Annotated in this window: 30 protein-coding genes; 11 read left to right on the top strand and 19 right to left on the bottom strand. The window is 68.6% G+C overall.

The features are described from left to right. Window positions 1–28 precede the first annotated feature (28 nt). Both ACV7GQ_RS10805 and ACV7GQ_RS10800 read left to right on the top strand, forming a co-directional pair. On the top strand, window positions 29–1,153 hold the full coding sequence (locus ACV7GQ_RS10805) for a DUF373 family protein (RefSeq protein WP_470310250.1): 1,125 nt from the start codon (window positions 29–31) through the stop codon (window positions 1,151–1,153). 35 nt (window positions 1,154–1,188) lie between these two features. Then, a complete protein-coding gene (locus tag ACV7GQ_RS10800; protein WP_470310249.1) occupies window positions 1,189–1,908 on the top strand; it encodes a diphthine--ammonia ligase in 720 nt (239 codons plus the stop codon). Between the two features lie 252 nt (window positions 1,909–2,160). Here the strand turns inward: ACV7GQ_RS10800 and ACV7GQ_RS10795 are convergent, their stop codons facing one another. Next, window positions 2,161–2,505: a winged helix-turn-helix transcriptional regulator gene (locus ACV7GQ_RS10795; RefSeq protein ID WP_470310248.1), complete on the bottom strand. Its 345-nt coding sequence runs from the start codon at window positions 2,503–2,505 to the stop codon at window positions 2,161–2,163. A 77-nt stretch (window positions 2,506–2,582) separates the two neighbouring features. Between ACV7GQ_RS10795 and merB the strand changes: the two genes are divergently transcribed. Next, entirely contained in the window at window positions 2,583–3,197 is a 615-nt protein-coding gene (gene merB, locus ACV7GQ_RS10790; RefSeq protein ID WP_470310247.1) for an organomercurial lyase, read from the top strand. A 14-nt stretch (window positions 3,198–3,211) separates the two neighbouring features. Here merB and ACV7GQ_RS10785 read toward each other — a convergent pair whose 3' ends face one another. Further along, on the bottom strand, window positions 3,212–4,180 hold the full coding sequence (locus tag ACV7GQ_RS10785; protein WP_470310246.1) for a sugar phosphate nucleotidyltransferase: 969 nt from the start codon (window positions 4,178–4,180) through the stop codon (window positions 3,212–3,214). Between the two features lie 86 nt (window positions 4,181–4,266). Between ACV7GQ_RS10785 and ACV7GQ_RS10780 the strand changes: the two genes are divergently transcribed. Then, window positions 4,267–5,013, top strand: a complete 747-nt coding sequence (locus ACV7GQ_RS10780; RefSeq protein WP_470310245.1) for an NUDIX hydrolase — start codon at window positions 4,267–4,269, stop codon at window positions 5,011–5,013. Window positions 5,014–5,023: 10 nt separating this feature from the next. On the opposite strand, the gene mce is transcribed toward ACV7GQ_RS10780, so the two are convergent. The 4 genes from mce to ACV7GQ_RS10760 are packed head-to-tail and all read right to left on the bottom strand — an operon-like array spanning window position 5,024 to window position 6,398. Continuing rightward, the gene (gene mce / locus ACV7GQ_RS10775; protein WP_470310244.1) at window positions 5,024–5,413 is read right to left on the bottom strand and encodes a methylmalonyl-CoA epimerase; all 390 of its coding nucleotides are present in this window, start codon (window positions 5,411–5,413) and stop codon (window positions 5,024–5,026) included. A 60-nt stretch (window positions 5,414–5,473) separates the two neighbouring features. Then, a complete protein-coding gene (locus ACV7GQ_RS10770) occupies window positions 5,474–5,707 on the bottom strand; it encodes a DUF7521 family protein (protein ID WP_470310243.1) in 234 nt (77 codons plus the stop codon). A 38-nt stretch (window positions 5,708–5,745) separates the two neighbouring features. Then, window positions 5,746–6,045, bottom strand: a complete 300-nt coding sequence (locus ACV7GQ_RS10765) for a DUF7521 family protein (RefSeq protein WP_470310242.1) — start codon at window positions 6,043–6,045, stop codon at window positions 5,746–5,748. A 2-nt stretch (window positions 6,046–6,047) separates the two neighbouring features. After that, the gene (locus tag ACV7GQ_RS10760; protein WP_470310241.1) at window positions 6,048–6,398 is read right to left on the bottom strand and encodes an ArsR/SmtB family transcription factor; all 351 of its coding nucleotides are present in this window, start codon (window positions 6,396–6,398) and stop codon (window positions 6,048–6,050) included. 110 nt (window positions 6,399–6,508) lie between these two features. On the opposite strand from ACV7GQ_RS10760, the gene ACV7GQ_RS10755 reads away from it, so the two are divergent. Beyond that, the gene (locus tag ACV7GQ_RS10755; RefSeq protein ID WP_470310240.1) at window positions 6,509–7,201 is read left to right on the top strand and encodes a cupredoxin domain-containing protein; all 693 of its coding nucleotides are present in this window, start codon (window positions 6,509–6,511) and stop codon (window positions 7,199–7,201) included. 12 nt (window positions 7,202–7,213) lie between these two features. Here the strand turns inward: ACV7GQ_RS10755 and ACV7GQ_RS10750 are convergent, their stop codons facing one another. Together ACV7GQ_RS10750 and ACV7GQ_RS10745 are read right to left on the bottom strand one after the other, a co-directional pair. Beyond that, window positions 7,214–7,582 carry an SHOCT domain-containing protein gene (locus ACV7GQ_RS10750; RefSeq protein WP_470310239.1) on the bottom strand — a complete coding sequence of 123 codons (369 nt, stop codon included), beginning with the start codon at window positions 7,580–7,582 and terminating at the stop codon, window positions 7,214–7,216. Between the two features lie 122 nt (window positions 7,583–7,704). Further along, on the bottom strand, window positions 7,705–9,387 hold the full coding sequence (locus ACV7GQ_RS10745) for an acyl-CoA mutase large subunit family protein (protein WP_470310238.1): 1,683 nt from the start codon (window positions 9,385–9,387) through the stop codon (window positions 7,705–7,707). A gap of 110 nt (window positions 9,388–9,497) precedes the next feature. Here ACV7GQ_RS10745 and ACV7GQ_RS10740 point away from each other — a divergent pair, with 110 nt between their 5' ends. Beyond that, entirely contained in the window at window positions 9,498–9,971 is a 474-nt protein-coding gene (locus tag ACV7GQ_RS10740; protein WP_470310237.1) for an FKBP-type peptidyl-prolyl cis-trans isomerase, read from the top strand. Here the strand turns inward: ACV7GQ_RS10740 and ACV7GQ_RS10735 are convergent, their stop codons facing one another. Next, a complete protein-coding gene (locus tag ACV7GQ_RS10735; RefSeq protein ID WP_470310236.1) occupies window positions 9,972–10,559 on the bottom strand; it encodes a GNAT family N-acetyltransferase in 588 nt (195 codons plus the stop codon). 128 nt (window positions 10,560–10,687) lie between these two features. On the opposite strand from ACV7GQ_RS10735, the gene ACV7GQ_RS10730 reads away from it, so the two are divergent. Beyond that, window positions 10,688–12,721: an AMP-binding protein gene (locus ACV7GQ_RS10730; protein ID WP_470310235.1), complete on the top strand. Its 2,034-nt coding sequence runs from the start codon at window positions 10,688–10,690 to the stop codon at window positions 12,719–12,721. 6 nt (window positions 12,722–12,727) lie between these two features. Here the strand turns inward: ACV7GQ_RS10730 and ACV7GQ_RS10725 are convergent, their stop codons facing one another. Genes ACV7GQ_RS10725 through ACV7GQ_RS10715 form a run of 3 tightly spaced genes read right to left on the bottom strand, consistent with a single transcriptional unit; the run spans window position 12,728 to window position 16,698 of the window. Next, window positions 12,728–13,918, bottom strand: coding sequence for an MFS transporter (locus ACV7GQ_RS10725; protein WP_470310234.1), 1,191 nt, complete (start codon window positions 13,916–13,918; stop codon window positions 12,728–12,730). Between the two features lie 43 nt (window positions 13,919–13,961). Beyond that, window positions 13,962–14,321 carry a hypothetical protein gene (locus ACV7GQ_RS10720; protein WP_470310233.1) on the bottom strand — a complete coding sequence of 120 codons (360 nt, stop codon included), beginning with the start codon at window positions 14,319–14,321 and terminating at the stop codon, window positions 13,962–13,964. Continuing rightward, on the bottom strand, window positions 14,314–16,698 hold the full coding sequence (locus tag ACV7GQ_RS10715) for a penicillin acylase family protein (protein ID WP_470310232.1): 2,385 nt from the start codon (window positions 16,696–16,698) through the stop codon (window positions 14,314–14,316). The genes ACV7GQ_RS10720 and ACV7GQ_RS10715 overlap by 8 nt, the downstream gene beginning before the upstream one ends. 85 nt (window positions 16,699–16,783) lie before the next feature. Between ACV7GQ_RS10715 and ACV7GQ_RS10710 the strand changes: the two genes are divergently transcribed. After that, window positions 16,784–16,990, top strand: a complete 207-nt coding sequence (locus ACV7GQ_RS10710) for a hypothetical protein (protein ID WP_470310231.1) — start codon at window positions 16,784–16,786, stop codon at window positions 16,988–16,990. Between the two features lies 1 nt (window position 16,991). Here the strand turns inward: ACV7GQ_RS10710 and ACV7GQ_RS10705 are convergent, their stop codons facing one another. The 3 genes from ACV7GQ_RS10705 to ACV7GQ_RS10695 form a co-directional block, all read right to left on the bottom strand. After that, window positions 16,992–17,582 carry a PH domain-containing protein gene (locus ACV7GQ_RS10705; RefSeq protein WP_470310230.1) on the bottom strand — a complete coding sequence of 197 codons (591 nt, stop codon included), beginning with the start codon at window positions 17,580–17,582 and terminating at the stop codon, window positions 16,992–16,994. Further along, window positions 17,579–18,142 (bottom strand): PH domain-containing protein, encoded by a 564-nt coding sequence (locus tag ACV7GQ_RS10700; RefSeq protein ID WP_470310229.1) that lies wholly within the window; start codon window positions 18,140–18,142, stop codon window positions 17,579–17,581. Before ACV7GQ_RS10700 ends, ACV7GQ_RS10705 begins: the two co-directional genes overlap by 4 nt. Window positions 18,143–18,713: 571 nt before the next feature. After that, on the bottom strand, window positions 18,714–19,691 hold the full coding sequence (locus ACV7GQ_RS10695; RefSeq protein WP_470310228.1) for a phosphoadenosine phosphosulfate reductase family protein: 978 nt from the start codon (window positions 19,689–19,691) through the stop codon (window positions 18,714–18,716). A 137-nt stretch (window positions 19,692–19,828) separates the two neighbouring features. Here ACV7GQ_RS10695 and ACV7GQ_RS10690 point away from each other — a divergent pair, with 137 nt between their 5' ends. After that, window positions 19,829–20,437 (top strand): stage II sporulation protein M, encoded by a 609-nt coding sequence (locus tag ACV7GQ_RS10690; protein ID WP_470310227.1) that lies wholly within the window; start codon window positions 19,829–19,831, stop codon window positions 20,435–20,437. Between the two features lie 15 nt (window positions 20,438–20,452). Here the strand turns inward: ACV7GQ_RS10690 and ACV7GQ_RS10685 are convergent, their stop codons facing one another. Together ACV7GQ_RS10685 and ACV7GQ_RS10680 are read right to left on the bottom strand one after the other, a co-directional pair. Continuing rightward, window positions 20,453–21,055, bottom strand: coding sequence for a DUF7110 family protein (locus tag ACV7GQ_RS10685; RefSeq protein ID WP_220616707.1), 603 nt, complete (start codon window positions 21,053–21,055; stop codon window positions 20,453–20,455). Window positions 21,056–21,236: 181 nt separating this feature from the next. Next, window positions 21,237–21,560: a 2Fe-2S iron-sulfur cluster-binding protein gene (locus ACV7GQ_RS10680; protein WP_470310226.1), complete on the bottom strand. Its 324-nt coding sequence runs from the start codon at window positions 21,558–21,560 to the stop codon at window positions 21,237–21,239. Window positions 21,561–21,651: 91 nt separating this feature from the next. Between ACV7GQ_RS10680 and ACV7GQ_RS10675 the strand changes: the two genes are divergently transcribed. Further along, on the top strand, window positions 21,652–23,025 hold the full coding sequence (locus ACV7GQ_RS10675) for a geranylgeranyl reductase family protein (RefSeq protein ID WP_470310225.1): 1,374 nt from the start codon (window positions 21,652–21,654) through the stop codon (window positions 23,023–23,025). Window positions 23,026–23,052: 27 nt separating this feature from the next. Here ACV7GQ_RS10675 and ACV7GQ_RS10670 read toward each other — a convergent pair whose 3' ends face one another. Next, window positions 23,053–24,321 carry an amidohydrolase gene (locus ACV7GQ_RS10670; RefSeq protein ID WP_470310224.1) on the bottom strand — a complete coding sequence of 423 codons (1,269 nt, stop codon included), beginning with the start codon at window positions 24,319–24,321 and terminating at the stop codon, window positions 23,053–23,055. Window positions 24,322–24,345: 24 nt separating this feature from the next. Next, window positions 24,346–24,678 carry a 30S ribosomal protein S10 gene (locus ACV7GQ_RS10665; protein WP_470310223.1) on the bottom strand — a complete coding sequence of 111 codons (333 nt, stop codon included), beginning with the start codon at window positions 24,676–24,678 and terminating at the stop codon, window positions 24,346–24,348. A 212-nt stretch (window positions 24,679–24,890) separates the two neighbouring features. Here ACV7GQ_RS10665 and ACV7GQ_RS10660 point away from each other — a divergent pair, with 212 nt between their 5' ends. Then, window positions 24,891–25,331, top strand: coding sequence for a bis(5'-nucleosyl)-tetraphosphatase (locus ACV7GQ_RS10660; protein WP_470310222.1), 441 nt, complete (start codon window positions 24,891–24,893; stop codon window positions 25,329–25,331). Window positions 25,332–25,345: the final 14 nt, after the last annotated feature.

Genomic DNA, 25,345 nt, shown 5'->3' with positions numbered 1-25,345 from the left:
TTTGTTCCGGGCCCCTCTCTCGGGTACTGTGACCACGCTGGTGGTGTGTATCGACCGGGACAGCCCGGTAGCGGACGAGTGCCCGGTGGTCGGCAGCGACGCCGTCGAGTCGATGATCACCGAGACCGGTATCGTCGACCCGGAGGACAGTCGCATCAACTGCCTGCTGGAGGGCCTCCGCGTGGCCGACGACCTCGAAGCCGACGGGGACGACACCGTCGTCGCGGTGGTCGGCGGCGGCGGGGACTCGGTGGGGACCGACCGCAAGATAGCCGACCAGACCGACGACCTCGTCGCCGAGTACGACCCCGACTCCGCGGTCGTCGTCGTCGACAGCGCCGACGACGAGCGCCTCGTCCCGATAATCGAGAGCCGCGTCCGGGTCGACGCCGTCGACCGCGTCGTCGTCCGGCAGGCCCGCGACATCGAGTCCACCTACTACCTGCTCAAGCAGTTCCTCGCCGACGAGGAGCTCCGCAAGACGGTGCTGGTCCCGCTGGGACTCGCGATGCTCGCCTTCCCGGTCCTGCTCATCGTCGCCGACAGCACCACCATCGCCGTCGGCGCCATCGCGGCGGCCTTCGGCGTGTTCCTCATCTACAAGGGGCTGGGTATCGACACCTACCTCTCGCGCCTGCCCGGCCAGATACGGGAGGCGCTGTACTCCGGGCAGGTGTCGCTCGTCACCTACGTCGTCGCCGCCGGCCTCTCGGTCGTCGGCGTGTTCGCCGGTGTGCTGGAGATATCGTCGGTCGCGTCGACCAGTCCCTTCATCCTCGGCAACCGGTTCCTCTTCGAGAGCGTCCCGTGGCTGACCGCGGCGGCGCTCGCGGCCTCGCTCGGACGCCTGCTGGACGAACTCCTCCAGCGCGAGGGCGTCCGCAACGCGTACGTGAACCTCCCGTTCGGTGCGGTCGCCGTCGGCCTCGTCGTCCGCGGCTTCTCCGCGTACTTCCTCGAACGGGCCGGCGTCTTCGACGCCTTCCGCGTGCCCGCGATGGACTTCGGTATCGTCGAGGTCAACAGCTTCCCGATGGAGGCCGGGACCCGCCTGGCCATCTTCATCCTCGCCGGCATTCTCATCAGCCTCGTCGGCGTCCGCGTCGCCGCCTACGTCAGCCAGTCCGACATCGAGCAGGAACTGGTCGAATAGACAGCGATTTAGGCCGCCGCAGGCTACGGACGAGCATGACAGACGGCGCGTGGGTCTCGCTGTTCTCCGGCGGCAAGGACTCCTCGTGGGCGCTGTACCGGGCCCTCGAGCGCGGCTACCCCGTCGAGCGACTGGTGACGGTCCACCCCGAGGGCGACTCCTACATGTACCACGTCCCGGCGACGCATCTGGCCTCGCTGGCCGCCGAGAGCATCGGCATCCCGCTCCTGGAGGTCGAACCCGACGACTTCGGGGCCGACGACGTCTCGGACTCGGGACAGCAGGGCGACGAAGAACTCGAACCGCTGGAGGCCGCGCTGCGGGACCTCGACGCGGACCTGCCGGACGGCGTCGGCGGCCTCACCGCCGGGGCCGTCGAGAGCGAGTACCAGACCACCCGCATCGAGGCGATGGCCGAACGGCTCGAAGCGAACGTCTTCGCCCCGCTCTGGCAGGAGGACCCCCGTGACCTCGCGGACGCGATGCTCGACGCCGGCTTCGAGATTCGCATCATCCGCGTCGCCGCCTACGGACTCGACGAGTCGTGGCTCGGCCGCCGCCTCGACGCCGACGCGCTCGACGAACTCGAGGCGCTCAACGACGAGTACGGCGTCCACATCCTCGGCGAGGGCGGCGAGTTCGAGACGCTGGTGACGGACGGCCCTCACATGGACCGGCGCATCGCGTTGGAGTACGAGACGGAGTGGGACGGGACGCGGGGAACGCTCAAAATCGAGGACGCGTGGCTGGAGTGATGCCAACCGGCCACGAGTGAGTCGTGCGAACGAGTGGCCGGCCTTTTTAGCGTAGATTTTTCGAGGAGCGGTTCCCGCAGCGCCGTCGGCGCGAGGAAACCCGACGACGAAAAAGGTACGGCAGGGGAGTTCGAGACGCTAGTGACCGACGGCCCGCACATGGACCGGCGCATCGCGTTGGAGTACGAGACGGAGTGGGACGGGACTCGTGGCACTATCGTCGTCGAGGACGCGTGGCTGGCCGAATAATCGCTACGCCGCACCCGTCTCTCGTTCCTGCGCCCACTCCAGCACTGGCAGGAGCCGTTCGGCCAGTTCCGCGCCGTCGTCGGTCAGTTCGTACTCGACGCGCGGCGGAATCTCGTCGTACTGCTCTCTGGTGAGCAGGCCGGCGTCCTCCAGCGCGTCCAGCCGGGCCGACAGCGTCGACGTACTCGCCTCCGGCACGTGGTCCTCCAGCGTCCCGAACCGGACCGTCCCGTGGACGGCGACGACGCAGACGACGTCCATCACGTACTTCCGGCCGAGCAGGTCCAGCACGTCCGAGAGCAGGCAGTAACACCGGGGGTCGTCGGTGGCACAGTCGAATCCTTCCATAGCTTCGTCTCCGTGGACTTGCTCTGATACTTTGGACTTCACAGCTTAATAACTTCGCATCGCAAAGTCAAGGCGCAATGTCCGACGACACCATCGACGCGGACGCGCTCGGTCTGGAACTGGACCTCGATAGCTTCGCCCTCCCGCCGGACGTGGCGGCGAACCTCGGGACGCTGTTCGGGTCGGACCCGCCGGAGACCGGTGCGGAGTGGGTCGCGGAGATGCGGGCGACGAAGCGGGAACTGGACGGGCGGAACCCGACGGTCGACGACCTGTGCACGACCGACGACGGCCTGCACGCGTTCGTCGGGACCGACTACCGGCAGGAGTACGTCTGCGTGCTGGACCCGCTCGTCGTGCCGTTCCTGCGCGACGAACCCGGGACGGTCCGGTCGACGACGCCCGAGCGCGGCGAGACGGTCGAAGTCGGCGTCGCGCCGGACGGCATCGCCCGCTCGCACGCGGACGCCGTCGTCTCCATCGGCGTCTCCGACCACGTCGACCCCGACGCGGACCCGACGCTGGAGCGCATCTACCGACAGGTGTGTGGCTACGTCCACGTGTTCGCCGACGACGAGGAGTACGAGGCGTGGGCCGCGGACGTCGACGCCGCGACGACGAGCGTCCCCGTCGCGACGGGCGTCGCGCTGGCGGGCGCACTGGCGACGACGCTGTTCGATACGGCGGCCTGAGAAGCGGCGACGGGTCAGTTCCCGTTGGTCAACTGGGTGTGCGCGCCGATGAGCGCGCCGGCGAGGTCGAGGCTCTCGATGTGGGTGTCCTTGTCGATGATGGAGTTGCGGATGTCGGCATCGACGATGGTCGCGTTCGGGAACACGACCGTGTTGTCCAGACTGGAGTTGACGACCTCCGCCCCGGAGAGGACGTGGACGTTGTCCCCCAGCGTCGTGTTCTCGATGGTGGCGTCCTCGGCGACGACGTTCTCGCCGTCGAGCTCCCAGCCGACGGCCTCGAGGTAGCTCTCGGGGGTGCCGATGTCGTACCAGGCCTCGTCGAACGTGAACGAGCGGACGGTGCCGTTCTGGACGAGCCACTGGATGAACCAGCCGGGTTCGTCGGGGTTGTTCCCGCCCGAGAGGTACTCGTCGAAGCGGATGGCGTCGGCCGGGAAGGCGTAGCAGGCGATGGAGACGAGCGTGCTCTTCGGATCGTCGGGCTTCTCCTGGAAGTCGACGACCTCGTCGCCGGCCGTCTCGATGAGGCCGTAGGACTTGGCCTTCTCCAGGGACCCCACGTCGTAGGCCGCGAGCGTCGGGTCGCCGTACGATTCGAAGCGGTCGATGAACTCCGAGATGTCGAAGCTGATGAGGTTGTCGCCGGCGACGACCAGGAGGTCCTCGTCGCCGAGGCCCTCCCGGTCGACGAGTTGGGCCAGCGCCCCGACGACGCCGAACTTCTCGTCCTCCTCCGTGGTGTCCTCGACGGTGAGCGAGACGTGCTCGTACCCGCTCTCGGCGAGGTGGGCCTCGAAGTCGTCGGCGAACCGCTCGTTCGTGCTGACGAAGATGTCCGTGATGCGGTCGTCGGACTCCAGGTCCGAGAGGATGCGGTCGATGACGGTCGAGTCGCCCACCGGGAGGAGCATCTTGGGCCGGTGTTTCGTGACCGGCCACAGCCGCGTCGCGTACCCACCGGCGAGGACTATCGCTTTCATACCGGGGGCGACACCACCGACGGACAAGTTCCTTTTCATCTGACGGCACCGGTCCATTTATCGGCGTCGGCGGGAACGTCCCACGTATGACTGGGGACGACGGCACGCAGGACGCGGGTGGCGAGGACGCGACGGCCGACGACACGTTCGACTCGGCACTGGCCGAGACGGCCGCCGAGCAGGGGGAGAACGTCATCGACAAGATAAACCACGTCAACGTCGAGCAGAAGCTCGACGACCTCCGGGCGATGTACGAGGTGCCGGTGACCGAGGAGACGTACGAGCTCTCGGCCGGCGAGTACGCGGAGGTGTTCGCCGCGACGGACAGCACGGGGTACGACGGCAACAGCGTCGCCTTCCTCGTCCGTGACGGGGAGACGTTCCCGGAGCTGAGCGAGAACATCCCGGAACAGGCCGGCCACGACACGCGGGACCGCGTCCTGATGGTGCTGGGTCGCGGGGCCGACCTGTGGGCGCTCCCGGGCGGCGGACAGGGCCAGGAGTACGAGTCCATGCAGGGGACGACGCTCCGCCGCATGGCCGAGCAGACGAGCGTCCGCGGGACCATCGAGGGCGTGGAAGAGGTGTTCCACCGCAAGTACTACCCGGAGACCGACGCCGAAGGGTCGGTCCACACGCTCGACGTCTACTTCCGCGCGGAGTACGCCAGCGGGGCGATAGACGTTGACGAGTCCGAACTCGTCGGCGCGGCGTGGTTCGCGGAGCCGCCGGAACACATGACCGAGGGCGCCGAGCGGCTCTGGGAGCGGTTCCTCGAAGCGCGCGACCGGGGCGACGAACGCGACGGCGAGACGGCGGCCGACGAGGCCTGACCGCGCCCGTTCAGTGCTCGACGAACTCCACGAGGACGCCCCCGGTCGACTGCGGGTGGCAGAACGCGACGTCGTGGCCCCACGCCCCCGCTCTGGGCGTCTCGTCGACGAGGTCGACGCCGGCGCCGCGGGCGGTCTCTAACGCCGCCGCGATGTCGTCGGTCGCGAGGGCGACGTGGTGGAGGCCGGGGCCGTTGCGCTCTATGTAGCGCGGTATCGCGCCCTGAGCGTCCGGCAGGGGTTCCAGGAGTTCGAAGTAGCCGTTCCCGAGGTCCAGAAACGTCACCCGGAGCCCGTCGAACTCCTCCTCGTGGGCGACCGGGGCGTCGAAGACGGTCTCGTACAGCGCCGCCAGCGTGTCGGTGTCGTCGGTGGCGACGCCGGCGTGGTCGAACTGCATGCGCGACGGTTCGGGCGGGCCGTATTTAACTCCGGTCGCCGGTGGTCCGTCGAACCGCCGCTACTGTCGCAGCGAGAACAGCAACACGAGAAAACCGAGTCCGATGGCGACGGACTCGACGATGTGGACGGCGGTGAGGTCCAGTCCACCGAACTCGAACAGGACCCCCTCGACGAGGACGCCTGCGGTCATGATGGCGAACCCCGCAGTGGCGCTCCGGAGGTACGCCGCACCGGTCCGCCGGTACGCCGCCGCGCTGTAGTAGGTGATTGTCACGCCGAGGGCGAGGACCACCAGTCTGGCTCCCGTCAGAACCGCAGTCGAGACCCCACTCACGGCTCGTCACCCCGTTCGGAGAGGTCACGGTTGCCACCGTAGAGCGCGTACAGGATGAACACCATCCCCACAGCGACGATAGCCGTCTGAATCGTCCCGGCATCGAATATCGAGAACCCTACGACGTCGTACAACACGCCTTCGAGGACCGCACCGACGCTGATGAACACGAACCCGATAGCGACGTACAGTAGCGGGCTCATCCGGCTCCGCTGGTACGCCCGGTACGCCTGATACGCGATGGCGATACCGAGGGCGGTCGTGACGAGTTTGGCGATGACGAGTTCGATGTGCATGGTCAGTCGTTACGCATTTCGGTCCAGATACGAGCAAACCGGTCGGCAGCGTCTTCCTCTACCTCGATGCGGACGTCGAAGCCGTCCCCGTCGAGATGGACGTCGACTCTGTCGAGGACGGCCTCGTACTCGTTGTAGTGGTGCCCGTCAGGGTCGACGTGAGTCCGCTCGACGAGGAACCCCCGGTCCAACAGGTCGTTCACCCGCCGGGAAACGGTCGCCCGGGAGATGTCACACTCCTCGCTGAGTTCTTTCCCGGACTTCGGGCTCGTCCGCGTGGCTTCGAGTATCGCCCGGGAGTAGTCGTCGTCGAGGACGGCGAAGACGTCCGCCGGGGCGTAGTCCGGGCTCACATACGACAGTTGCACGAGTGTGGTATAAAAATGACCGCCGGTTTGCAGGCCCAGCAAATCGCCGTCTGGGGCTTTATCCTACCCCGTCGTAGCTCCGACTGTATCCCACCATGACGACCCAACGTCTCTCCCGACGACAGGTGATTCGTGCGGCAGCCGTCGGTGCGTTCGCACTCGCTGGCTGTTCGCAGACCGGTGGACAGCAACCAGTGGAAGAATCGACGACTGCACACAGCGAGAGCGAACACACCGAAGAGAGCCACACTGAGTCGGGCGACCACGCCGACTCCCACAGCGAGACCGAACACATCGAGGAGGGCGGCCACCACGACGGGAGCGACGATGGGCACATGCACGAGGCAGCGAGCGAACCCACCGACACGGCGGACGTAGCGATGCAGACCACCGAGGACGGCTACCACTTCGCGCCGCACGTCGTCCGCGTCCACGAGGGTGGGACCGTCACCTTCGTCAACGAGAGCGGGTCGCACGCGTCGGCGGCCTATCACCCCGACAACGACAAACCACGACTCGTCCCCGAGGGTGCGGCGTCTTGGGACAGCGGCATCATAAGCGGCGACGGTGCAGCGTTCGAACACACCTTCCAGACGCCCGGCGTCTATCACTACTACTGCGAACCCCACGAGTCCCTCGGGATGGTCGGCACGGTCATCGTCGGCGACCCCGACCCCCACGACCAACCTGCGCTCGAGGAACCGCCCGAGTCACTCCCCGAGGAGACGCGACACAAAATCGAGACGCTCAACGACCGCTGTAACGAGATTCTCGGGCACACCCACTGAGAGGGCCCCGACTCACTCCTCGCGCAACCGTTCGAGCCGCCGCTCGTACTCCTCGTCGCTCAGGTCGCCGCGGGCGTACGCCTCGCGCAGTTCCGCGACGGCCGCGTCACGGCCGCCGTCGCCGCCGGCGACCGCCCGATAGACGAGGTAGCCGAGGCCGACGATGGCGGCGAGGAACAGCAGCTGGAACAGGAGGCCGACGAGCCACAGCCACCCCGTACCGGCCCCGCCCCACATCCCGCCACCGCCCCACATGCCGCTCCCCATCATCCCGTAGCCCATCATCCCGAACCCCATGACGAGGGCCGGCAGGAGGAGCAGGGCTCCGAGGGCGAGGAGGACCAGCACCACGAGACGGCTGTCTCGTTCGGTCGCGCTCATCGTCGCACACCTCCGGCGTGTCGGGTCGGGTGCATACCTAGAGGTACACGGGCCTGATTCAATGGCGTTCCTGTTACGATACTGAACAGAGTGGCGGCGGAAATCTTCGATTCGAAAGTCGGCTACATCGAGGAGCCGGGCTGGTACTCGCCGAACACGTCCCGGAGCACGTCACAGATTTCGCCGGTCGTGGCGTACGCTTTCACCGCGTCGACGATGTAGGGCATGAGGTTCTCGTCGCCCGCCGCGGCGTCTGCGAGGTCGTTCAGCGCCGCCTCGACGGCGTCGTCGTCTCGCTCCTCGCGGACGGCGGCGACGTTCTCCTGCTGGGCGGCCTCGACGGCCTCGTCGACCTCCTCGATGTCCTGTTCGCCCTCCTCCTCGACCTCGTACTCGTTGACGCCGACGATGACGCGCTCGCCGGCCTCCTGTTCGCGCTGGCGCTCGAAGGCCACGTCCTGAATCTGACGCTGGACCCACTGGTCCTCGATGGCCCGCCGCATCCCGCCGCGCTCGTCGACCTCCTCGATGAGCGCGCGGGCGTCCGCCTCGAGTTCGTCGGTCAGGGACTCGACGTAGTAGCTCCCGGCGAGGGGGTCGATGGTGTCGGCCGCGCCGGACTCGTGGGCGAGAATCTGCTGGGTGCGCAGGGCGGTCCGGACCGACTCCTCGGTCGGCAGGCCGATGGCCTCGTCTTTTCCGTTGGTGTGGAGGCTCTGCGTGCCGCCGAGCACGGCGGCGAGGGCCTGGTACGCGACGCGGACGACGTTGTTCTCTATCTGCTGGGCGGTCAGCGTCGACCCGGCGGTCTGGGTGTGGAACTTCAACTGCTTGGACTTGGGGTTCTCGGCGTCGAACCGCTCGTCCATTATCTTCGCCCAGAGGCGGCGGGCGGCGCGGAACTTCGCCACCTCCTCTAAGATGTTGTTGTAGGAGGCGAAGAAGAAGGACAGCTGCGGCGCAAAGTCGTCGACGTCCAGTCCCGCCTCGATGGCGGCCTCGACGTACTCGATGCCGTCGCCCAGCGTGAACGCTATCTCCTGGGCGGCCGTCGACCCGGCCTCGCGGATGTGGTAGCCCGAGATGGAGATGGTGTTGAAGTTGGGCACCTCTGCCGCGCAGAACTCGAAGATGTCGGTGATGAGCCGCATCGACGGCTCCGGGGGGTAGATGAACGTGTTCCGGGCGATGTACTCCTTGAGCACGTCGTTCTGGATGGTCCCGCGCAGCTCCTCGCGGTCGACGCCCTGCTTGTCGCCGACGGCGATGTACATCGCCAGCAACACCGCGGCGGGCGCGTTGATGGTCATCGACGTGGACACCTCGTCCAGCGGGATGCCGTCGAACACCGTCTCCATGTCGTCCAGCGAGTCGATGGCGACGCCGGTCTTGCCAACCTCGCCGGCCGCCATCGCGTGGTCCGAGTCGTACCCCATCTGGGTCGGCAGGTCGAACGCCATCGAGAGCCCGGTCTGGCCCTCGTCCAGCAGGTAGTGGAAGCGCTCGTTGGTCTCCTCGGCGGTGCCCATCCCGGCGTACTGGCGCATCGTCCAGAGGCGGCCCCGGTAGCCCGTCGAGTAGACGCCGCGGGTGTACGGCTCCCGGCCCGGGAAGCCCAGGTCCTCCTCGTAGTCGAGGTCGGCGACGTCCTCGGGCGTGTACAGGCGCTGTACCTCGTGCCCCTCGGTGTCCGTCGTGAACGTCTCCTTGCGCTCGCCGAACCGGTCGACGGTCGGCTGGACGTCCTCCTGTTCCCACTCGGCTTTCGCCTCGCGGATCTCGTCCAGCTCGTCGGGGTCGAACATGGGCGAGACGTGGACCGGGGTCGGCTTAAGCGTTCGCGAATCCCTCCCGATTGTTCACGACGGACCGCCGTGTGCCGGGATTTATCTCCCTGCTCCACTGACTCCCGCCCATGGCAATCGAACCCGGAGACGGGGTCTCCATCGAGTACGTCGGCCGGTTCGAGGACGGGAGCGTCTTCGACACCTCGCGACTCGACGTGGCCCGCGAGGAGGGTCTTCTGGACGCACAGGACGCCGACCCGCAGGACTACGCGCCACTTGCGTTCACCGTCGGCGCCGGCGACATCATCGAGGGGCTGGACGAGGCCCTCGTCGGGATGGCAGAGGGCGAGACGGCGACGGTGACGGTCCCGCCGGAGAAGGCCTACGGCGAGGCCGACGAGGAGCGGGTCCGGGAGTACGACCCGGAGACGTTCGAGGCGATGGTCGGCAAGTCGCCGGAGGTGGGCCTCCACGTCGAGGCCGAGAACGGGCTCCACGGGGACGTGACGGCGGTGCGAGACGACGCCGTCGCGGTGGACTTCAACCACGAACTCGCCGGCAAGACGCTGGTGTTCGAGGTCGAAGTCGTCGACGTCAGGTAGCTACCGCCCGGTGTCGTACTTGTAGGTCGCCTCGTCGGGGTCGATACCGAAGTCCTCGGCGGTGTCCTCCGGTTCGGAGTCGACCGGCTCGTGGGCCGAGGCGTTCTTGAACTGCTCGCGCAGGCGCTCGGGCATCCGGAACCGGTCTATCTGGAGGCGCAACGGGACGGCCTCCGGCTGGATGTTCTCCCGCTTGGTCTCCAGTCGCTCCTGTAACCGGTCGGGCAGCTGCTCGGTTTCGATGCGCTCGAAGCCGAACTGCGCGAGGTAGCTGTCGGCGCTGGTCAGCGAGTACACCACGTCGAACCCCTCGTCGCTGGCGTACTCGACGAGTCGCTCGATGATGTGGGCGCCGACGCCCTGGTTGCGCCACTCGGGGAGGACGCCGATGCTCGTCAGCTCGCAGATGCGCTCGGCGTCCTCCGGTTTGTGGATGCGGATGCGGCCGAACCCGGCCTTCTGGTGGTCGTGCTCGTCGATGGCGACCACGTAGTCGCGGGAGCGGAAGGCGGTGTCGTCCAGCCCCATCTCCTCGATTCGGTCCAGCAACCAGACCTCTTCGCGGTTTTTCGCGTCCCGGACGTACATGCGTGGAAGTTCGCCGGCCCCGGTAAAAAGGGTTTGCCGGACACGGACACTGACGCCCCCACGCCGGGCGGGTACGGGCGGCGTGCCGCCGCGCAACTACTTAGTGCGTTGTCAGCGAACCACACGGTATGGCTCCCGAGTCACTCGAAGAACTGGACCACGTCGTCCACGAGCCCTCGCGCGAGTTCGTCGAATCCACCAACGTCTGGCAGTTCATGGAGACCTACGACGTCGAGGACTACGACGCGCTCGTCGAGCGGACGACGACCGACCTCGAGGGCGTCGAGGAGAGCGGCGTCGACTGGTTCTGGGACGAACTGGTCGACTACCTGGGCATCGAGTTCTTCGAGGACTACGACAGCGTTCGCGACGACACCGACGGCCCGCAGTTCACGGACTGGTACCCCGGCGGCGAACTGAACGCCGCCCACAACGCCGTCGACCGGCACGCCGCCCGCGACAACGGCGCCCGGAACCACGTCGCGCTCGTCTGGGAGGGGGAACCCGGCGACGTCCGACAGGTGACCTACCACGACCTCCACCAGCAGAGCAACCGCGTCGCGAACTACCTCGACTCGGTCGGCGTCGGGACCGGCGACACCGTCGGTCTCTACATGCCGATGGTGCCCGAGGTGGCGAGCATCCTCTACGGCTGTCTCAAGGTCGGCGCCATCGCGGTGCCCATCTTCTCGGGGTTCGGCGTCGACGCGACGGCGACGCGCATCGCAGACGCCGGGTGTTCGGTGCTGTTCACCGGCGACGGCTTCTACCGCCGCGGGTCGAAGGTGCACCTCAAAGACACGGCCGACGAGGCCATCAGTGAGGCCGCGGACCTGACCGAGGACGGCGACGCGACGGTCGAACACGTCGTCGTCTACGACCGCATCGGCACCGCCGAGGACCCCACGGACCGAATGACGTGGACCCGGCGCGACCAGTGGTGGGACGAGGCCATCGAGACGCGGTCCGACGGCTACGAGACGAAGTCGCTCCCGAGCGACGCCGAGTCGATGCTGCTGTACTCCTCCGGGACGACGGGCGAACCGAAGGGCATCGTCCACACGCACGCGGGGGCGCTCCTGCAGGCGACCAAGGAGATATACTTCGGCTTCGACCACAAGCCCGGCGACCGCTTCTTCTGGGTCAGCGACATCGGGTGGATGATGGGGCCGTGGACGCTCCTGGGCAACCACGCGCTCGGCGGCACCGTCTTCGTGTACGAGGGTGCCCCGGACCATCCCGACCCGGACCGCTTCTGGGCGATGATAGACCGCCACGACCTGACCGTCTTCGGCGTCTCGCCGACGGCGGTTCGGGCCCTGCGCAAGCGGGGCGACGAGTGGCTGGAGGGCCACGACCTCTCCTCGCTCCGACTGCTGGGGTCGACGGGCGAACCGTGGGACCCGGAGAGCTGGCAGTGGTTCTACGACGAGGTGGGCGGCGGCGAGTGTCCCATCATCAACATCTCCGGCGGCACCGAGATAATGGGCTGTTTCCTGATGCCGATGCCCATCCAGTCGCTGAAGCCCTGTACGCTGGGCGGCCCCGGCCTCGGGATGGACGTCGACATCGTCGACGAGAGCGGCGAGTCCGTCGCGGACACGCACGAACGCGGGTTCCTCGTCGCCCGTGACTCCTGTCCCTCGATGACGAAGTCGCTCTGGAGCGGCGACGAGCGCTACCTCGAGGAGTACTGGTCGACGTGGCCCGACCTCTGGGACCACGGCGACTGGGCCCAGAAGGACGACGACGGCCTCTGGTTCCTCCACGGCCGGACCGACGACGCGCTGAACGTCGCCGGGCGGAAGGTCGGCCCCGCGGAGGTCGAGGGGGCGGCGATGGAGCACCCCGCCGTGAACCAGGCCGCCGCCGTCGGCGCGCCCGACGACACCACGGGGACGGCCGTCGTCCTCTACGCCGTCCTCGAACCCGGTCACGACCCGACCGACTCGCTCCGGGAGGACATCCGGTCGACGGTGGGCGACGAACTCGGCAAGCCGTTCCGCCCGCGGGAGGTGCTGTTCGTCGACGCGTTCCCGAAGACCCAGAGCGGGAAGATTCTCCGCCGGGCCATCGGCGCCGTCTATCGGGACGAGGACCTGGGCGACATGTCCAGCATCGAGAACCCGGCGGCGCTGGACGCCGTGGCCGACGCCCGCTGACCCGGCTCAGTCGGCGGCCCGGTCGACCGTCGACACGTCGAGCGCGAGCAGACGGGGCAGCGACACCGCCGCCAGCGCCAGCTCCGCCCCGCCGGCGACGAGGAAGGCGGCGAGGTAGCCGAACTCGCCGGCGACGAACCCGCCGACGAGGATGCCGGCGAGGAAGCCGACGCTCCCGAAGGCGTTGAAGCCGGCCATCGCCGTCCCGCGGCCGCTCTCCCCGGCGAGGTCGGTCACGAGCGCCATCGTCGCCGGGGCCATCAGCGCCCCGATGACGCCGACGACCACCATGCCGGCGCCGGCCGTCGGGACGGTCGGGGCGAGGCCGACGCCGACGACGGCGAGGCCGTACAGCGACGACCCGGCGACGATGGGGAGGGTCCGGCCGATGCTGTCCGAGAGGACGCCGAAGGGGTACTGGAGCAGCGCGAACGGCGCGAAGAAGAGCGCGAGCATCAGCCCCGTCTCGCCGGGGGTCAGCGCGAACACCTCCCGGAAGTACAGCGTCCCGACGAGGGCGAAGAAGCCGGCGGTGAAGCGGTCGATGAAGCCGAAGGCGTAGGGGATACCCAGCGCCGGCGTCTCGCGGAGTCGCGCCGTCACGGCCGCCAGCCGGCCGTCGGTGGTCGAGGGCGCGCGGTCAGTCACCAGCGTCGCGAGCGCGGCGACGGCAAAGAGGAGGGCGCTGGCGACGTACAGCGGAAGCGTCGGGGAGACGCCGTACAGCTGGCCCCCCAGCGGTGCCCCGAGCGCCGTCCCCGCGCCGATGGCGATGCCCGCCGCGCCCATGTTCTTGCCGTGCCCGCCCGTGAGGTCCATCAGCATCGTCATCGCCAGCGAGAACGCGGCGATGGTCATCGCGCCCTGCAGCGCCCGGAGCACGAGGATGCCGTCGAAGGAGATAGCGACCTGCGTCGGGAGCCAGGCCAGCGCGACGTAGAACACGGCGCCGCCGAGCGCGCCGACCACGATGAACGGCACCCGCCGTCCGGTCGCGTCGCTCACCACGCCCCAGACGCCGGCGAAGGCGACGAAGGCGGCGAACTCGACGGCCAGAAACCACATGCTGGCGTCCAAGTCCGTCGTGGCCCCCAGCGCCCCGACGAGGGTGTCGACCCCCGGGTACAGCAGCACCTGCGCGAGCAGGACGGCGAAGACGACGCCGGCGAGGACCACGCGCTCTCGGCGTGCGCTCACAGGCGTCGGTTGGACTGACGGACGAAAATACGTGTCGAACACCTCACTCCGACCCGCCCCCGGGCAGGAGCCCGCGCGCCGCCGCGCCGAGCGACCCGGCGACCGGCGGCGTCGCGACGGCGATGGCGAGGAGCGGCCCCATCCCGAGCGCCCCCGAGAGCGTCCCGGCGAGCGCGAACCGGGCGAGGAAGACGGCGACGGCGACCAGGCCGAACCCGAACCCCGCGGCGACGGCCGACCGGAGCGACGGCCAGCAGACGCCGACCAGAGCACCGCCCGCGACGAACCCCAGCCAGTGGACCGACCCGAGGCCCAGGCCCACGAGGACGGCGCCGACCGTCGCGGCCCGGCGCTGCCGGGGGGAGTGCTGGACCGCGCGCAGCGTGGCCAGCGGGCTACGCATCGCCGCCCTCCTCTGGGACGAACGCGACGTCGGGGTCGCCCTCCGTGGTCGGGGTCTGCGGTCGGTACTCCCCGTCGGCCCAGTCGCGCAACTGGTCGTCGTAGTGCTCGGAGAACGGACTGCCGGCGTTGCCGCCGGGGATGACGGACTCCGACGCCGCGCCGTCGAACCGGGCGAGCAGCCGGTAGCTACTGCCGACCGCCGACGCCTTGCGGACGTTCCGGACCGTCGCCGGCGACCCGTCGGTCGGGTAGCGCGGGTAGTTGAGGAACGACTGGTCGAACGGGTGGTCGATGGCGGTCCGGTTGTAGTCGCCGTACACCTCGTGGCCGGCCTCCTCGATGGCGTCGACCGCGTCGGCCATCGCGGCCGCAACCGTCGCCGCTCTGGTTCGCGGGTCGCCAGCCGGCGGGTCCTCGAACCACCTGCTATCGGGCGGCAGATTGAGCAGGACCCAGTCGTTCGGGTGGAAGCGGTCGTCCAGCCCGTCCGCCTCGAAGGCCGCGTCGAACACCTGCGAGCGGTAGGCGTCGACGAAGAACGCGAAGACGAGCGCGGCCCGCGAGTCCCGGTCCATCCGGTAGTCCCAGTCGGCGAGTTCGTCGGCCGCCTCGCGCGCTCGCCCGTCCATCTCCGCCCGGGCGTCCAGAATCACGGGCACGAACAGCGCCGCGCGTTCGTCCCGGACGTCACGCTGGACCCGGCGCATGAACGCGAAGTCCATCGGGTCGTCGCTCGCCGCGCGCTCGTCCAGCAGGTCGTAGATGCGCTTGCCCCGCCACGGCGCGCTGTACGCCTCCGCGAGGTAGTAGTCGAGTTCGTCGTCGGCGACGATGCGCTGGTTCGCGGTGGCGAGGTAGTCCGGGTCCCGAGACTGCGGTTTGGCCTCGCTCGGGACGAACGCGCCGCGGTCGGGCACGCCGTACGGTGCGTAGCCGGGCCACTCGCCCTCCTTCGCGCTCCCGTCGAAGACACGGTTGCCGGGCACCGCCTCGCCGTCGGTCACCCGGCGGGGGACCAGCCCCGTCATGTAGTACTGGGTGTTGCCCTCGCGGTCGGCGTAGACGGCGTTCTGCGTCGGGTGGTCGAACGCTCTGAGCGCGGCCATCGCCTCGTCGCGCCCGCCGCTGTAGTTCAACGCCCGGATGGCCGCGGCGGTGCGGTTGGCCTGCAGGCCGACCCACGCGACGCCGACTCGCTGGCCGAACCGTTCGAGGACGGGTCCGTGGACGGACTTCCGGACCGTCACCTCGCGGTCCTCGCCCCCGCTGACCGCGATGGTCTGGGTTTCGACGTCGAACTCGCGCGTCTCGTCGCCGTAGCGGTACGTCTCGCCGTCGGTGTCGTACCGGTAGCAGTCGAGGGAGTCCGCCCCGGCGTTGGTGAAGCCCCACGCGCCCGCGTCGTTCTCGCCGATGACGACGAACGGGACCCCCGGAAAGGCGACGCCGCCGACCCGCAGGTCCGGGGCCCGGAGGTGCTGGCGGTACCACAGCGGCGGCGCCAGCAGCGAGAGGTGGGGGTCGTTCGCCAGCAGGGGTCGCCCGCTGTCGGTGTGCTCGCCCGAGACGACCCACGAGTTCGACCCGACGCCGTCCGGGGACTCGAACGTCGAGGCCCAGCGAGCGAACTCGGGGTCGACCGTCCGCTCCGGCGTCGTCCCTGCACCCCGACCGCCGAAGGTCGCCGAGGGCCGGAGAATCGGACTCTCGTGGTCCAGTCTGTCGGGGTACAGGTCAGCGGCCGCCTCCGGCCCCAGCGCGTCCGCCGCCGCGGCGTTCCGGAGCGTGCGGAAACTCCCGGTCAGCCCCCACCCTATCTGCTTCTGTATCAGGAGCGTGTCGACCGGCGACCACTCCCGCGGTTCGTAGTCGAGCAGCTGGAACTCCGCGGCCCGCGACCCGTCGGCGGTGGCGTCACGAACCCCGTCGGCGAACGCCGACAGCGCCGCGCCCGTCTCGGTGTCTTCGAGGGCGTCCCAGTTGGCCTCGGCGGCGGCGGTGAAGTCCATCTGGCGGTGGAACCGGTCCGACTCGACGCCCTGTTCGCCGACGGCGGCAGCGAGTTCGCCGCGCATCCGGCGGACGAACAGGTCCATCTGGAAGCGCCGGTCCGTCCCGTGGACGTTGCCCACGGCGTAGGCGAGCGCGGCCTCCGAGTCCCCCTCGACGGTCGGAACGTGGGCGTCGTCGTACCGGACTGTCGCCGCCCCGTGTGGACTCCGCACCGCCGACCGGTCGCGCGAGGTGGCGGCGTCCCAGTAGTCTCCCGAGAGCGGCGCGAACCGGTCGAGGTACCCCTTCGCCGGGGAGAGGAGCGCCCCACCGACGCCACCCGACAGCACGGCCGCGAGGACGGCCCTGCGACTGCGGTCCATACGCCACGGGTGCACCGTACAACTGTAAACGTTTGGTCGGTTCTCGGCGGCAGGTTCAACACCGACCGGGCCGCTCACTCGACCGATGCCGACGGACATCACGACGCGCGTCGTCGAGACGATACGGGACGTGACCGGCGAGGACGGGTGGTGCTCGCGCGCGCAGGTCGACTCGCTGATGAGGGCGACCACCATCGACAAGCGGGAGGTCGACCGGGCGCTGAAGCGCGCCGTCGCCGAGGGACGGCTGGAGAGAGACGGGGACCAGTACCGACCGACCGGCGACCGGTAGCCTATCGCTCGCCCAGTACCGCCCGAATCGCGCGCACCTCCGAGCGCACCGCTCGCCACTGCTCGACCGACCCGGGCACGTCGTCGGCGTCGTCGCCGCGAACCCGCGCGGCCTGCTCAGCGATGCGCTGCTGGACGGCACCGGGGTCGTCCATGGCGCGAAGCGTCAGTTCGGCGCCCTCGCTGCCGGCGGTGTCGACGGTCACCGTCCCGTGGCCGAAGACGGCGCCGAGGACGCCCTGCTCGTAGGCCGTGTTCTGGACCTTCCGGAGCGGTAGCTCCGTCACCGTCACCGAGAGGACGCCGGTGCGGTGGTACAGCGCACGCTCGGTCAGCAGGTAGCGGGTGGTCCGCCGCCAGAGCCAGACGGCGACTGTCGGGACGGCCAGCGCGACGGCCGCCAGCGGGACCGTCACGGCGACCCTGAGCGGTACCGAGACGGTGGCGGAGAGCGCCGTCCAGACGACGGCGCCGACGACGAGCGCCCCGACCAGTCCCGTCGCGACGCCCTGGAGGACGACGCGGCGTCGCGGTTGGCCCTGCCAGAGGACGCTCTCCGCGTCGTCCAGCGCGACCCGGTCGACGGCGCTCATCGGCCCCGGTCGTCCGCACCCGTGGCGCTGCTTTCTGCCGTCTCGGCGTCCAGCGACCGGCGTATCGCGCGCAGTTCGGCCAGGATGTCCTCGAGGACGTCTGCCTTCGACTCCTCGTCGGCCGCGTCCCCCGCCTCGCCCTGTGCCCGCTTGACCCGGCGGGAGAGCTGTTTCTGCACCGCCTGTGGGTCCTCGACGCCCTGCAGCGTCATCTCGACGCCGGAGCCGCCGGCGGTGCTGATCATCACGTCGCCGTAGCCGAAGTACCGGCCGATAGCGCCGACCGAGAAGGAGGTGTTCTGCACCTTGTCGAACTCGATCTCAGTGACGGCGCGGCTGAAGACGCCCGTCTTCTTGTAGACGCCCTTGCTCGTGATGACGTAGTCGGTGTTCTGCTGGCGCAGGTACGCCGAGGCGATGACGACGAGCCCCAGCCCCAGCAGGAGTATCAACGGGACGCCGACGATGTACGCGCCGTAGAGCGATTCGGTGGAGGGCTGACCGGCCCAGACGACCTCCTCGTCGTCGTCGAGCGTGAGCCAGTCGTAGTCGGCACTCATACGTTCGGGTCCGCAGAGCCGAATGAAAAGTCTGTCCGATGGGCTCGGCCCCGTCGAGCGCGGCGCTCTGCTCTCGCCGACGCGCGTCGCTGCGCTGCTCGGTCCGTGCCGTCACTCGGCGCCGTGGGGCGGGACGAACCCGCAGTTGGCACAGCCCGTGTGTTTCGTCGTCTCGTAGCTCATCTCCTCGCCGCACTGGGGGCAGTTGTACTGGCTCGCGGCCATCGCCGTTTCATAGCATTCGACGCTATCTAAAGTTTTATACGACATCTGTCGTACTGCCGACCTCCTCGAGACCTGCTATCAGCTACCCGTGGTTTCTGTGACTGCGGGCCCCTCGACGGCGGTATGGAGTCCTCATATCGCCTACACGTCCACGTCGGCGTGCGCGTCGAAGAACCTGCGCGGGCGGTCGAGACTCCCCCGCCGACGGGCGATAGGGCAGGCCCCGACAGTCATCGACTGCCGTCGAAGTGTTACTGCAGAGAGAATTACTCCGCACTCGCACCACGGTGGCAGTCGGACGGCGACCGCGGGTGCGAGCCGATTCGGGGGCGGGCGCGTCGCCCGCTTACATGTAGCCGAGGTCGCGCAGGCGCTCCATCAGGTCTTCCTTGTCCTGGGCGCGGCCGGCGCGCTCGGTCGTGTTCTCCATGTCCTGCAGCCAGGCGGGCTCCTCGGCGGACTTGTCCGTCGAGACCTCGCTACCCAGCGAGCGGAACCCGGCGAAGTACTTCGGCGAGACGGGGACGTCCTCCTTCTCGATGCCCTCGGGCAGGTCGTCCTGCCCCTGCGGGACGTAGCCCTCTTCCGGGAACCCTTCGACCGTGTCCGGCACGACGAAGTTCCAGAAGGCCTCCCAGACGTCGGCCTCGGCGAACTGGAGGATGGTCTGGATGCGGTCGTGGGGCGGGTAGATGTCGGGGTCGTGACGCGGCGAGAAGAACGTCTCGTCCGCGCGGGACTCCTGTTCGTCCCAGCGGATGCCGGAGATGATACCGTCGACGTCGTGCTCCTCGATGGTGTCGTTGAGTGCCACCGTCTTCAGCAGGTGGTTGCCGACGTAGGTGTCCAGCAGGAACGGGAACGTGTCCTCCTCGTACTCGAGTATGTTGCGGATGTGGTGCTGGTTGTGCTCCGAGAGCGCGTCGACCGGGATGTCGTCGCCCGGTTCGAGGCCGTTCTCGTCGACGTAGTCGCCGACGTCCTCGTTGCGCGCCCAGATGACGTCGAGGTCCCACTCCTCGGCCCAGTGCTCGACGAAGTCGATGAGCTCGTCGAAGTGCTGGTAGTGGTCGATGAAGACGACCGGCGGCACTTCGAGGTCGAAGCGCTCGGCGACCTCCTTGACGAAGTACAGCGTGAGCGTCGAGTCCTTCCCGCCGGTCCACATGACGACCGGGTTCTCGTACTCCTCCAGACCGGTCTTCGTGACCTCGACGGCCTTCTCTATCTTGTGGTTGATCGTCGGGTACTCCTCGGGCGATTCGCCCTCGCCGTCGGTGTAGTCGACGTCGAGGTAGTCGGGGAACTCGGCTGTCTCGGACATCGTGTAATGACATATAATTAGCCGCTGTAAGTACTTTTTGGGATGCCGCTGCCGGGTGAAAACGGGTAGCACACCACCCGTGCCGAGACGGTGGCCTGCACCTTTTTTCACGGCACAGTGCGTGCACACACCCGTTCATGTCGTCTCGCTACGCGAGAGCGCGGGCCGTCTGCCGACGGTGGCTCGTCCTCTACGTGCCCGTCGCCGCGCTGTTGCTCGGGGTGAGCGCCGCCGTCGGTTTCCTCCTCGGGAGCGCGGTCCCGATAGAGTCGCTCCCGACCGCGCCAGAGGGCGGGTCGAATCCGTTCTTCCCGGACGAACTGACCACCTACTCCATCGCGGTCAACAACCTCGTCGCGATGTTCGTACTGTTGCTCGGTGCGGTGTCGCTGGGCATCGTCACCGTGGCCGGCCTCGTCCTCAACGGCCTCCTCATCGGCGCCGTCGTCGGCATCGCCGTCCAGCAGGTGGACCCTATCGTGGTCGTGGCGCTCCTCCTGCCCCACGGCGTCGTCGAGATTCCGGCGCTGCTCATCGTCGCGGCCGTCGGCCTCCGGTTCGCTCGGCTCACGGTCCGCTACCTCCGGGGTCTCGAGGACGAACTGGTGACCGAGCGGGACCTCCGCGAGGCGGGCTGGTTGGTCGCCGCCGCCGTCGTCATGATTCTGGTCGCGGCGTACGTCGAGGCGACGCTCACGCTCGAGATAGCCGAGCGGGTGGCTGGTCGGCAACTCGGAAGCGTCTGAGAACGGCCCGCAGAATCAGCTGATGAACTCGTTGTCGCGCCAGTTGACCCCGTCCTCCTCGTCCTCGTCGGTGGGGTCCTCCACGACGTTGATCGAGGCGGGGTGTTCCTCGCCGTCGACGATGCGGATGGCTTCGAGTTCCTCGTCCACGGCCGCGATGGCGGTCAGCGTGCCCTTCTCGGCGACCTTCGCGACCTCACAGAGGACCTCGAACATCGCGTACTGCAGGGCGGTGTTCTGGAGCACGGTCTCGCGGTCGCCCTTGAAGCAGGCGTACTCGACGAGCTCCGACTCTATCTCCTCCTCTTCCTCCTCGAGCGCGCCCCACTGCGGCCCGCCACCTGTCGAACCGGTGCTGGCGGCCCCGGGCGGCCCCATCTCGTCGGGGTCCTCCTCGTAGACCCGGTTCTCTGTGACGCTGGCCTTGAGCTGGGCCGTCGGTGTGTACTTGCTCATCGTGTCGTCCTTGGCGACGGCGCTCACGATGAGCGTGTTGTTCCGACGGGTGATCTCTACGTCAGCGATTTCGGGTGGAAGGTCGGGGTCCTCGAAGAAGTCGTAGGCGTCTTCCAGTGGCAGTTCGAGCGTCGAATGAAGTCTGTATACGCGGCTGGTCATGGTTGGGAGCGTGTGTCAATCGTCGACGGCCGTCCGCTGACGCTGGTGTCACTACCACGTAGGACCCACGTGCTTATATGACCTGCCCTTCATTCTGCCCGTGGCAGACGTTTGTGTGCGTGAGAATACCGCACGCGGGGCGTGGTAACACGCCGCGCGCGCCAGCGTCGGCGGGCAGTGGTCAGTCGTCGGCGGCCGCGGCGTCGCCGGCGGCGTCGGCCTCGATGCTCGGGGGGTACTCCCCGCGGTCCAGTCGGAGGTCGGAGGCCGGCCGGGCCATGCAGGTCAGGGCGTAGTTCTCCCGCTCCTGCTCTGTGAGGCCACGGGCGGCCGGTTGGGTCACCTCGCCCTCGACGATCTCGGCCGAACACGCGAGACACATCCCCACGCGACAGGAGTACTCCTGCGCGATGCCCTCCTCGATACAGCGCGAGAGGATGGTCTCCTTCTCGGAGACGGTAATCGCCTCGCCCGTCCCCACGAACTCCACGGTGTACTCGGTCATATTCCGGCTTTCGCGGCCCCGGTCAAAACTCTTTATCCCCGTCACGACGACAGTCGGAACGATTTTCTCCCTCCGGTTAGGACGAGGGTGCATGACCACTCACCAGTACGACGTGGCCGTCGTCGGGGCGGGCACGTCGGGCTGTTACGCCGCCGCGACGGTCGCCGACGCGGGCTACGACGCCGTCGTCGTCGAACGGAAGGACGCAGACGAAGCGGGCCACATCGCCTGTGGGGACGCGCTGAAGGGGGCGAGCGACTTCCCCGAGGCCATCCCGAAGTCGCAACTCGAACCCGCCTTCACGAACACGGACGTGGACCACGGCCGGTTCGAGATCCCACAGGAGGACACGGTGCTGGAGATCCCGGTCCCCGGCGAACTCGCCGTCATCGACCGCTGGGAGTACGGCCGCTGTCTCATCGAAGGGGCCGACGAGTCGGGCGCCGAGTTCCACTACGACACCGTCGTCCAGGACGTCCTGCAGGACGACGCCGGCGAAGTCACCGGCTTCGAGGCCATCCGGAAGGGCGACCCCGTCACCTACGAGGCCGACGTCGTCGTCGACGCCGCCGGCGCGCTCTCGCTGTTGCAGGACAAGACGGACTTCGAGGACGCCACCTTCGACACGAACGTCCGCTACTCGCAGTTCTGCTCGGCCTACCGGGAGATCGTCGAGGTCGACGAACCGGTCGAGTGGGACGACGCGCTGGTGTTCAAGCCCACCGAGCGGTCCGCGGGCTACCTCTGGTACTTCCCGCGGACGGACACCGAGATCAACGTCGGCCTCGGCTTCCAGATGAACGAGGAACCGATGGAGCTGGTCGAGGACCTGAAACGCGACCTGCGCGGGCGCGAGGAGTTCCGTGGCGCCGAGGTGCAGGACAAGCTCGGCGCGGCGCTCCCGACCCGCCGGCCCTACGACTCGGCCGTCGCGCCGGGCTACATGGCCGTCGGCGACGCGGCCGGGCACGTCAACCCGACCACCGGCGGCGGCATCGCCGGTGCCGCCTACGCCGGCAAGTACGCCGCCGAACAGGCCATCGAGGCCATCGAGGACGGCCGCACCGACGACGAGGCGGCCCTCTGGGAGTACAACGTCAACGTCATGGACCACTTCGGCGCCCGCTACGCGGCGCTGGACGTGTACAACATCTTCACGACGGCCTACGACGTGGACGACCTGATGGGCCTCCTCGCGGCGCTCCCGGGCGAGAAGCTCGCCGAGGCGCTGTACGGTGGGTCGACGAGCGTGGGGCTGGGGCTGAAGCTCAAGATGGCCGTCAAGAGCTTCGGCCACTGGGGCACCATCCGGGACCTCTACCAGACCAAGAAGGCCGCCGACCGCCTGCTGGACCACTACGAGGACTACCCCGACCACCCCAGCGGGTTCGCCGCGTGGCAGCGCGAACGCGACGCCATCATGGACGACATCTACGAGGTCACCGGCGCCGACCCGAAGTACTGACTGCCGCCCGCGCCGCCGTTTCCTGCGCTACCAACAGCGGTCGATAGCGCCCGCCAGCACGTCGACGCCGATGGCGAGCGACTGCTCCTCGACGTCGAAGGTCGGCGTGTGGTGGCCGCCGGGGTGGTCGGTGCCGATACCGACGTAGCAGGCGAGGCCGCCCCGGTCCTGCACGCGGTCCATCAGGTACGTGGCGTCCTCGCTCCCGCCGAGGTCGTCGCTATGGAGGATCGAGTCGACGCCGGCCACGCCGCCGGCGACCTCGGCCACCACGTCCGCCAGTTCGGCGTCGCTCACGGCGCTGGGGGCCTCCGCCGTCGTCCGGACGTCGCACTCGCAGTCGTGCATCGCGGCGGCGTTCTCGACGACGGTGTCGGCCCGGTCGCTCATGTACTCCTTGAGTTCGGTGGTCTCGCCCCGGACCTCGCCCTCAATGCGGGCGCTCTCGGGGACGATGTTCGTCGCGGTGCCGCCCTCGACGACGCCGGTGTTGACCCGGGTCGCCCCGTCCTCGTGCCGGCGGATGGCGTGGAGGTTCTGGACCGCCGTCGCGAGGGCCTGTACCGCGTCTCGCCCGGACCCCGGACTCGCGCCGGCGTGGGCCGACTCCCCGGTGAACGTCACCTCGAACTGGCGGACCGCAAGGAACCCGTCGACGCCGGCGACGACCTCGCCCGTCGGGTGGTCGAGGCCCACGTGGACGGCCAGCAGCCGGTCCACGTCGTCGAGGACGCCGCTCTCGGCGACGGCCTTCCCGCCGCCGATGACCTCCTCTGCCGGCTGGAAGAGGACGTGGAAGGTCCCCTCGAACTCGCTCTCGGCGATGGCTTCGAGGACGCCGACGCCGAAGGCGACGTGGGCGTCGTGCCCGCACGCGTGCATGTACCCCTCGTTGGTCGAGCGGAAGCCGCCGTCCGCCGGTACGTGGGTCGTCGCGGCGGACTCGGTGATGGGGAGGCCGTCGATGTCGACCCGCAGCGCGACGGTCGGCCCGTCGCCGCGGTCGAGCGTGGCGAGTGCGCCAGTGAACCCGCCGGCCGTCCGTTCGAGGACGTCCTCGCGGGCGCCCGCCTCGCGGGCGCGCTCGTGCCACTCGGCGAGTTTGTCGTCGTCGGGGACGGCCATGCGGGCGTCGCCGTCGAGTATCTCCGGGCCGAGACGCAGGTCGTCGACGCCGATGCGCTCCAGTTCGTCGACGATCCGGCTGGTGGTGTAGAACTCGCGCCACGCCGGTTCGGGGTGTCGGTGGAGGTCACGCCGCAGCGCGACGAGTCGCTCGTGTCTGTCGTCGTCCATGGGGGCCAAAGGCCCCGGAGGGACTTATGACCCGCTCCCGAGCTGGGTTCGCTGCTCGACGCCGACCGACACGTGGACGCCGTCGGGGAACTCTTCCTCGGTCACCGACCGGGCGAACGTCTCGTAGCCGACGATCTCGATGGTGCGAGTGTAGACGGTGTGGTGCCACGATTCGAAGCGGCCGCCGTCCGGCCCCAGCGTCTTCGACTGCGGGATGCGGAGTTCCTCGGGGGACTTCGGGTGTGGCCCCTTCAGTTCGACGCCTTTCCGTGCGGCGCGGTCCTTGATGTCCGCCACGACGTCGTCGAGACGGTGGCGGTCCCCACTCGTGAGCGTCAGGGTCGTGACGAAGGGCATCTCTGCCCTGACTCTCGCCGGCGAGGTGTAAAAGGCCCTCCGTTTCACGCGCCGGGCGACGGCGTCGAGACGAACGGCGGTGTCGGTCCTCCGTCGGCGGAAACCGGTTTCCTGCCGGACGCTGCGAGGTGAAAACTGCCGTTCCGACCTCCGAACCGAGAGCTATCGCGCCTCCGATATTCTCTTAAGTACCGGTGTACTAAATCATCGCAATGATAGAGGCCACGAGCGCGGGAGCCATCCTCTTTCGCGATACGCGTGGCCGGCGGGAGTACCTCCTGCTCAAGAGCCGCCCCGGAGACTGGGAATTCCCCAAGGGCGGCGTCGAGGGCGACGAGGAACTCCAGCAGACCGCCATACGCGAAGTGAAAGAGGAGGCCGGAATCGGCGATTTCCGGCTCTTGGACGGTTTCCGCAAAGACTACGACTACGTGTTCGAGGCGAACGGGAACACCATCCACAAGACGGTCCACCTGTTCGTCGCGAAGTCCTTCGAGGCGTCCGCAGAGCTATCCACCGAACACCGGGACCTGCAGTGGCGCGACTACGAACAGGCGATAAACACCGTCACGCAGGACGGCCCGCGCGAGATACTGGAGGACGCCCACGAGTTCCTCGACGAGGAGTTCGAGGACGAAGACACCGAGGAGTGAGGCGTCCAGTCGGC

The sequence above is a fragment of the Haloarcula sp. MBLA0163 genome, assembly GCF_055632435.1.
Note: the sequence above shows the minus strand (reverse complement) of the source record. Positions and strands in the feature narration are given on the sequence as shown.